This is a genomic window from Frankia sp. AiPs1 (assembly GCF_023716945.1).
Classification (GTDB): Bacteria; Actinomycetota; Actinomycetes; order Frankiales; family Frankiaceae; genus Frankia.
In genome coordinates this window covers 1-8,178 of sequence record NZ_JAMQQF010000254.1, presented here as the reverse complement: position 1 = coordinate 8,178, position 8,178 = coordinate 1, and the positions used below count along the sequence as shown (strand labels likewise).

The following is an 8,178-nucleotide window of genomic DNA, read 5'->3' as shown; positions in this document are numbered from 1 at the left end:
CTGCAGGCCGGCGCGCCCGCGCGCCAGCAGTGCGACGTCGAAGCCTGCGTCGGCCAGGGCGAGCGCCGTGGCCCGCCCGACTCCCGCCGACGCCCCGGTCACCAGAGCCACCTTGCTGTCCGCCATGCCGGACTGCCTCCCTTCAGCTTGAGCTGCCCATTCACCGGCCGCTGCATTCACCAGCCGCTGCATTCACCGGCCGCTGCCGATCCCCGCCGAGGCCTCCTACCCGCCATCCCGATATTCATCCGGAGCGAGAACGGCGGCGGAGTCCCAGCTCGGCGCGCCATCCAGGCCAGGTCGCCGTCCGGGCCGACCAGTGCCCCACCTCCAAGTACCTTGTGTCCGCAGGGCGACGGACAAACCCGACTGGTCCGGTCGGTCAGAAAGCGGGGCGCGTGCCTGCGCCCGGGGTGAACCTCAAGCGCCTGACCACCACGCTCCAGCGAACCCTGCTGCCACCGGTCCTGCCGCCACCGGTCCTGCCGCCGGTGCCCGGTCTGAGCGCGAACACCGGGCCGAGCGCCGTCCGCCCCGGCGGACAATGGGAATCCCTTCTGGAATCCTCGGAGAAGCGGCTTGCCACAGTTCGCCGAAACGAACCACGATCTGCTGACGAGCAACCTTTCCAGGCGACCCGGCCTCACGCACCTTGTATCGGGATGGCCCTTGTGTGCATGGAAGGAAGCGAGCTAACGTGACCTATGACGCAAATCACGGGGCGGGTGTCAGGACCCAACGAGGTAGCGGTTCTGGGCATCAGCGATGACGTTTCGGATCAGGCTGGCCCGGGCGTCAAGGGAACCAGTCGAGGTTCGGCCGTGTGGGGCGAGAGCTCCACCTGGATGGGTGTTTACGGCGTTTCCCACAGCACGACCGGTGGCGCCGGAATGATGGGCGAGAACCAGACCGGAGCCGGCGTGATCGGCCGGAGCCACGCGGAGTACGCGGCGGGTGTCGAGGCCGAGAATGTCAGCACCGCGGCCACCGCCGGTCCCGGCGTTCGCGGCAAGAGCGCGGGCACCGGCGTGTGGGGCGAGAGCACCACCTGGGTCGGAGTCTTCGGCCACAGCGTGAGCACCACCGGCGGCGCCGGGGTCTGGGGCGAGAACCCCAACGGCACCGGCGTCTTCGGCAAGGGGGTGAACGCCGGTGTCTTCGAAGGCGACGTCATCGTGACCGGCGACCTCCGGCTCACCGGTGCGGATGTCGCCGAGCAGTTCGACGTCGCGACCGAGGTGCCGGCGGGTAGCGTCGTCTGCCTCGACGACGCCGCCCGGGTCGAGGTGTGCCGCAGGCCGTACGACAGGCGCGTCGCGGGCATCGTGTCCGGTCTGGGCGACCGGAAGCCGGCGGTCGTGCTCGACCGCGCCGACCGGGGACCGCGCCGCCCGGTCGCCGTCGTCGGCAAGGCCTGGTGCCTGGCCGACGCGGAGAACACGCCGATCGAAGTCGGTGATCTGCTCACGACATCGGGACGTCCCGGCCACGCAATGGCCGCGCGCGATCCCGGCGCCGCGTTCGGCGCCGTCATCGGCAAGGCGCTGTCGCCTCTCTCCACCGGCCGTGGAATGGTGCTTGTGCTGGTCGGGTTGGGCTGAATGGCCGACATCTCGCTGCGTCGCGTCGGGAACGCCCTGGGGTTCGGTAACTCCTTCTCGGTGTGCACGGACCTTCTGGGATTCACCGGTGGGAGGGTGCCGGCCCGGTTGAACGCGCACCGCGCCCAGTCCGTGGTCAGTCTGCGGGGGTACGTCAGCACACTGCGCGGCAGCAATTTCGACGTCACGCTGATCCTCGCCGGTTCCGATGTCATGACGAAATCCGACGCCACCGTGATCGACTACGCGATCTACCGGGCTCGGGAGATCTACGCCGACGCGGGCTTCTGCCTGCGTCGCGTGGGGCGGGATCCGCGCACGGTCGCCAACAGCCTCGGCCACGACGACATCACGTCGAGCGACGAGCTGGGCAAGACCAACAAGGACCTCACGGTCGACGGCGACACCCTGCCGGTGGTCCTGCCGGCAAACATGTCGGTGACGGAGGTGGACGCGGCGGGGCACGTCGTCTCCGCCACTCTCGGCCAGTCGCCGGTCGCCGGCCCCTGCGGTCACCGGGACGCCGCCTCGAACTCGTCGGTCGTCATGATCAACGGCGAGGAGACGGCGCGGACCCTGGCTCACGAGATGGGCCATTTCCTGGGCTGTTCCCATCCGGCCACGGCGGGTACGAACCTCATGGCGCAGACCGGCACGATTCAGGCGACCGGCGCGGACCCCTTCGATGCGGTGACCATCGTCGACCCGGACCGCACCCTCATGCGCAAGCACTGCGTCATGCACGCGGGGATGGTGAACATCTGATGGTTGACCAGGCAGCGTACGACCCGCGTGACTACCCGGTGGAGCAGCTCGAGGCGGCCGCGCGGGGAGACAGCACGATCATGGCTGCGGCCCTGGCCGTGGCGCTGCTCGACGCCCATCCCGACGTCGATACCCGCGCCACGATGCTGCGACTCGCCCAGGACCAGGCGGCCGACCCCCGAGGCAGGCGCTCGGCCGTGCGGGCCCTGGCCGGGTTCCCGGACACCGCGCCCACCCTGCGGACGCTCACCGGTTCCGACACGCCGCTGGCCGCCGCGGCCCGCCAGGCACTGAACGAGATGGGTCAGGCAGGCTGAGCCGAGGCCGAGCCGGCGACCTTCCGTTGGCAAGCGGACGGTCAGCGGTCGCGCCAGTAGGCGAGGACCTTCTCGGCCGGCTCGGGATCGGTGTGCGGGCGCGGGGGCGGCGCCGGGGTGGCGGAGAAGCGCGGGGTCGGCACGGCCTGGGTGACGCCGTCGAGTTCGACGACCGTGCCACGGGCGGCGATCTGCGGGTGCGCCGCCACCTCGTCGAAGGTCAGCACCGGCGTCAGGCAGGCGTCGAGGTCGGCGAACACGGTCACCCACTCGTCGCGGGTGCGCCGCGCGAAGGTCTCGGTGAAGCGGGCGCGCAGCACCGGCCAGCCCTGCTCGTCGTCCTGCGGCGGGAGGTCGGCGTCGGCCAGGTCGAGGCCGCGCAGCAGGTTCGCGTAGAAGGCCGGTTCCAGTGCCGCGACGGCGACGAACCGACCGTCGGCGCAGGTGTAGGTGTCGAAGAAGGGGGCGTGCCCGTCGAACAGGTTGCTCTCCCGGGCGTCGTTCCACCGGCCCTGGCCGCGGAACGACCAGACCATCTGGGCGAGCATGCTGACCCCGTCGACGATGGCGGCGTCGACGACCTGGCCCCGCCCGGAGCGCTCCACCTCGTGCAGCGCCGCGAGCACCCCGATGACGCCCTGCATCGCGCCGCCGGCGAAGCCGAGCAGGTTCAGCGGCGGCAGCGGCCGCTCGCCGGCGCGGCCCAACGCCCCCAGCACCCCGGTCAGCGCGATGTAGTTGATGTCGTGGCCGGCCTGCTGGGACAGCGGCCCCTGCTGGCCCCAGCCGGTGATCCGGGCGTAGACCAGCCGGGGGTTGCGGGCGAGGCAGTCCTGCGGGCCGATCCCGAGGCGCTCGGCGACGCCGGGGCGCATCGCCTCCAGCACGACGTCGGCTGCCGCGGCGAGGTCGAGGGCGGTGTCCCGGCCCTGCGGCGAGCGCAGGTCGACCGTGACGTGCCGGCGCCCGCGCAGCACCGGGTCGCCGGCCGTGGCCGGGTAGGGGCCGCCGCCCGGCCGGGCCAGGCGGACCACGTCCGCGCCGAGGTCGGCGAGCGCCATCGCGGCCATCGCCACCTGGCCGAGGCCGGCGAGTTCCAGCACGCGCAGTCCGGCCAGCGGTCCCGCACCCCGATCCATCTGACCTCCGAGTCTCGGCGGGCAAGTTGCCCTACCAACGTGTTTAGCGGATTTCGCCGGGTCGGGCGCACCGCACGGCCCGGCGCCGATCAGTCGGCACCTATCAGTCGGCGCCTATCAGCGGGCACCGGTCAGCGGGCACCGCCGGACGCCGGCAGCTCCCGGCCGCACAGCCGCTCGTCGAGGACGTCGAAGGAGCCGGTGGCGTTGGCCTGGACGAACGCGAGGCAGGTGGTGGGCCGGCCCAGGCTGGTGCTCAGGTCGATGGGGGAGATCAGCCCGCCGGCGTCGTAGCTGCGAACCGCGCGCAGGGCGTCGACGAAGCCCTTGCGGGTCGGGCAGGCACCGGCCTCGGTCAGCCCGCGCAGGAACAGGTCGGTGTCGATGTAGGCGATCATCGCGAGGTCCTGGCGGGGGTTGGCGATCTGGGGGGCGTAGCGCGACATGGCGTCGAGGTAGCCGGCGATGGGCGGCCCGCCGGCCTCGAACGGCCGGTAGAACACCGGCACGACGACGCCGGTCATGGCGCCGCCCGCCTCGGCCAGTAGCTGGCTGTCGTAGCCGCTGACCGAGAGGATCACCTTCGGCTTCCACCCCGCGGCGGGCAGCTCGCGCAGCACCGCCGGCAGATCGGGGGTGCCGACGACGGTCAGCAGCGTGTCGGCGCCGGTGGCGGCGAGCCGACGGGCGATCGCGGCCGGGCTGTCGGCGTTCGCGGTGTAACCGATCTGGTCGACGACGCCGATGCCGACCGCGCGCAGGCTCGCGGACAGGCGGGCGCCGGCGTCGTTGACGCCGGTGGACAGGGCGGTGGTGAGCAGGGCCGCCCGGGTGCCGCCGCGGGACTTCACGAAGGTGCCGTAGGTGTCGCTGGCCGCGCCGGTGGTGTACGAGAAGGAGAACATGTTCCGCCTGGTCGACCAGCTGTCGCTGGCCGCCAGGCCCGCCACCGGCACGTCGCGCTCGGCGAGGTAGCCCGCGCTGCCGTCGGCGGCCAGGGAGTACTCGAGGATGCCGAAGTCCCCCTTGCCCTCGATCAGGTCGCGGGCGCCGATCGCGTTCGCCTCCGTCGTGCCCTGGTCGTCCCGCCAGTCATAGACGATCTTCCGGCCGTGGACGCCGCCGGCCTGGTTCGCCAGCCCCAGCCGGGCGTCGATCCCGGCCCGCACGGCCGCCAGCGACGACGCGGTGGGGCCCGAGTCCGGGTAGAGCAGGCCGAGGCGGACCTCCTCGGCGGTGACCCCGGGGGTGTCGCAGCCGGCGGACGCGGGCTGCGTGCCCGACGAGCAGCCGCCCGTGAGGACCGTCAGCGCGAGCAGCGCGACGGCCAGGACCAGAGACGAACGTATGCGAGGCATACCGGCGGGACTCCTGAGCGGATGCGAGCGGTGTGCGGAACACGAACTCGCGGACGCGAAGGTTCACTCCGGTAATCGCCGGACGCGCGCACCCCCGTACTCGCGGTTCGTCGTAGCTGCCGGCCCGGCCGTACGCCCGGCTCTCGCCGCGGCGAGGCGCGCTGACCAGCCAACGGGGACGCTACCCAAAGATGTCCGCATCCGCCACACCTGTCGGATTGGCCCCATCACACCGCCGCGTCACGGCTCGTCATGGCCCGACGCGACCCGACGCGACGCGACGGGGCTCGTAACTGGGGCCCGGCCCGCCGCGGTCGCACCCGACCCCGACACCTTGAGCGCTAAATCATCTATATCTTAGATTCCTTAGCATCGGTTCCTCGCTCGGCCCGATCCGTCCCCCGCCCCCGCCCGACCGAAGGAGACAGCGTGGCCGCAGGCGGTCCGCAACGGCCACCCGACGTCATCGGCCGGCGGATGCGCGTGCCGAAGATGGCCGAACTGGTCGCCGCGGACCTGCGGCAGGCCATCATCCGCAGCACTCTCGCCGAGGGCCAGGCGCTGCCGCCCGAGGCCGTGCTCATGGAGCAGTACGGGGTCTCCCGCCCCACCCTGCGAGAGGCGCTGCGCATCCTGGAGGCGGAGTCGCTCATCACCGTCCGCCGGGGCGCGGGCGGCGGGGCCCGCGTCCAGTCACCGAACCCGGCGGTCGCGGCCCGCTACGCGGGACTCGTCCTGGAGCACCGCGCCACCACGATCGCCGACGTCTGGGACGCCCGGCTGCTGCTCGAACCGCCGACCGCCGCCGCGCTGGCCCGCCGGCGCACCAGGGCCGACCTGCGGGCGCTGCGCGCCCTGCTGGCCGAGCACGACGCCGCCACCGAGCGGGTGCAGGGAGTCCGGCTGCACAACGAGTTCCACACCCTCGTGGTCCATCTCGCCGGCAACGAGACACTCGCCCTGCTGATCACCCTGCTCGGCGAGATCATCAACCGGACCACCTGGACGCGCGTCGAGGCCGACCTCGGCACTGCGGAGCTGGAGCGGGCCGAGCGCGGCACGGTGCGGGTGCATGCCATGCTCGTCGACCTCGTCGAGGCCGGGGACGCCGCCGGCGCCCAGGACCTCTGGCGGCGCCACCTGGCCGCCGGCGCCCGATACCTCGGCCAGGGCGGGCGCGACGAGGCCACGCTGGACCTGCTCGGGCGCCCCGGCGAGCCCGGGGCGCCGATCGACTCAGGCGGCTGGCTCGCGGGGTAGGCCGAGGACGCGCTCGGCCAGGATGTTGCGCTGCACCTCCGAGGTGCCCGCGTACACCGTCCCCGCCCGGGCGTTCAGCGAGACCTCCCACCAGCTCGTCGTCGACTCCGGGTCGGCGCCCGGGTCGTCGGTCCGCAGCGGCCGCGACGGCCCCTTGCCGACGAGAACCAGGCCGTCGAGCCCCTCGATGTCCAGCGCGAGCTGGGTGACCTCGCGGTGGTACTCGCTCCAGTAGAGCTTCGACACCGATGACGCCGCCCCCAGCTCGCCGCCGGCCAGCACGTCGCTGAGGATCCGGTAGCCGAGGAAGCGCATGACCTCCACCCGGGCGCGGAAGTACGCCAGCCGCCGGCGCACGGTGGGATCGTCGGCGAGTCCGCGCCGGCGGGCCAGTTCCACCAGCCGGTCGAGCTCGGCGGCGAACAGGATCGGGTTCGTCGCCGCCTCCTCGCCGCGCTCGTAGGTCAGCAGGGTCGAGGCGACCTTCCACCCGTCGCCGCGCTTGCCGACGATGGCATCCGCCGGGCAGCGGGCGTCGGTGAAGAACACCTCGCAGAAGTCCTCCCCGCCGGTCATGTGCCGGATCGTGCGCACCTCGACTCCCGGCTGGTCCAACGACACCAGCAGGAACGACAGCCCCCGGTGCTTGGCGGCCTCGGGTTCCGTGCGGGCCAGCACGAAGATCCCCGTGCTGCGGTGCGCACCCGACGTCCAGATCTTCTGCCCGTCGATGTGCCACTCGCCGTCGTCCAGGCGCGCCCGTGTCCCCGCCGCGGCGAGGTCGGAGCCGGCGTTCGGCTCGGAGAACCCCTGGCACCACACCTGCTCCCCGGACAGCAGGCCGGGCAGGATCGCCGCCTTCTGGGCCTCGGTGCCGTAGCGCAGCAGGGTGTTGCCCAGCATCTTCACCCCGGTCGAGTCCTGCGGCTGCACCCCGAACGGCACGCCGGCCCGGGTCAGCTCCTCCACCAGCACCACCTGGTGCAGGGTGGTCAGCCCCCGGCCGCCGTGCTCCACCGGCCAGGCCACGCCCAGCAGCCCGCGGCGGTACAGCGTCCGGCGCCATCCGGTCACGAACTCACGTACCGCCGCCGCGTCGCCCAGGGCGCCCGTCCCCGGCCAGCCCGGGGGCAGCTCCTCCGCCAGCACCGCCCGCACCTCGGCACGGAACTGCTCCACCTCCGCCGGATACCGCGTGTCCACCCGGACCTCCCCACCTCCGCGACGGCTAGAATCAGGTAAACAATATCCCTATCCTTGTGTCCCAAGCACAGGGTCCTGTCCCAAGCACAGGGTCCGTCTCAAGTACAGGGTCCTGTCTCGAGCACAGGGTCCGTCGACGTCCGCCGACTCGCCGACACGCTCCGGTCGCCGGGCCCGGTCACCCGCTGGAGGTTCCGTGCAGTTCCGGTACAGTCCCGAGCACGACGAGCTGCGCCGCGGTATCCGGCGCTACTTCGCCGACGTCGCCGACGCCGATGCGGTGCGGCGCGACATGGACACCCAGACCGGGTGGGACCCGGTGACCTGGCAGCGGCTGTGCGACGAGCTGGAACTGCCGGCTCTGGCCGTGCCGGAGGAGCACGGCGGGGCCGGGTTCGGCCTGGTCGAGCTGGGGATCGCGCTGAGCGAGGCCGGCCGCAGCCTGCTGTGCGCGCCGCTGCTGTCGACCAGCTTCGCCACCCAGGCGCTGCTGCACGCCGGCGACGCCGATGCCGCCGCCGCCCACCTGCCGGGC

General features: G+C 72.6%; 9 protein-coding genes. 5 read left to right on the top strand and 4 right to left on the bottom strand.

Annotated elements, in window-relative coordinates:
• Positions 1-126 (bottom strand): SDR family NAD(P)-dependent oxidoreductase (locus ND748_RS19695; protein ID WP_251747477.1); only part of this gene is annotated, 126 nt, incomplete at its 3' end.
• A gap of 695 nt (positions 127-821) precedes the next feature.
• Between ND748_RS19695 and ND748_RS19690 the strand changes: the two genes are divergently transcribed.
• From ND748_RS19690 to ND748_RS19680, 3 genes are read left to right on the top strand one after another with little or no spacing between them, the layout of a single operon-like run.
• The gene (locus ND748_RS19690; protein WP_251747476.1) at positions 822-1,601 is read left to right on the top strand and encodes a hypothetical protein; all 780 of its coding nucleotides are present in this window, start codon (positions 822-824) and stop codon (positions 1,599-1,601) included.
• A complete protein-coding gene (locus tag ND748_RS19685) occupies positions 1,602-2,366 on the top strand; it encodes a hypothetical protein (protein ID WP_251747475.1) in 765 nt (254 codons plus the stop codon).
• Entirely contained in the window at positions 2,366-2,683 is a 318-nt protein-coding gene (locus ND748_RS19680) for a hypothetical protein (RefSeq protein ID WP_251747474.1), read from the top strand. The genes ND748_RS19685 and ND748_RS19680 overlap by 1 nt, the downstream gene beginning before the upstream one ends.
• Before the next feature lie 41 nt (positions 2,684-2,724).
• On the opposite strand, the gene ND748_RS19675 is transcribed toward ND748_RS19680, so the two are convergent.
• Complete coding sequence (locus ND748_RS19675) at positions 2,725-3,822, bottom strand: CaiB/BaiF CoA-transferase family protein (protein ID WP_251747473.1); 1,098 nt, start codon at positions 3,820-3,822, stop codon at positions 2,725-2,727.
• 131 nt (positions 3,823-3,953) lie between these two features.
• Complete coding sequence (locus ND748_RS19670) at positions 3,954-5,180, bottom strand: ABC transporter substrate-binding protein (protein WP_251747472.1); 1,227 nt, start codon at positions 5,178-5,180, stop codon at positions 3,954-3,956.
• A gap of 492 nt (positions 5,181-5,672) precedes the next feature.
• Here ND748_RS19670 and ND748_RS19665 point away from each other — a divergent pair, with 492 nt between their 5' ends.
• Positions 5,673-6,440: a FadR/GntR family transcriptional regulator gene (locus ND748_RS19665; RefSeq protein ID WP_374215981.1), complete on the top strand. Its 768-nt coding sequence runs from the start codon at positions 5,673-5,675 to the stop codon at positions 6,438-6,440.
• Here ND748_RS19665 and ND748_RS19660 read toward each other — a convergent pair.
• Positions 6,417-7,643 carry an acyl-CoA dehydrogenase family protein gene (locus ND748_RS19660; protein ID WP_251747470.1) on the bottom strand — a complete coding sequence of 409 codons (1,227 nt, stop codon included), beginning with the start codon at positions 7,641-7,643 and terminating at the stop codon, positions 6,417-6,419. The two genes, ND748_RS19665 and ND748_RS19660, sit on opposite strands and share 24 nt — an antisense overlap.
• Positions 7,644-7,839: 196 nt before the next feature.
• Between ND748_RS19660 and ND748_RS19655 the strand changes: the two genes are divergently transcribed.
• Positions 7,840-8,178, top strand: a 339-nt coding sequence (locus ND748_RS19655; protein WP_251747469.1) for an acyl-CoA dehydrogenase family protein, incomplete at its 3' end; no start/stop codon positions are given.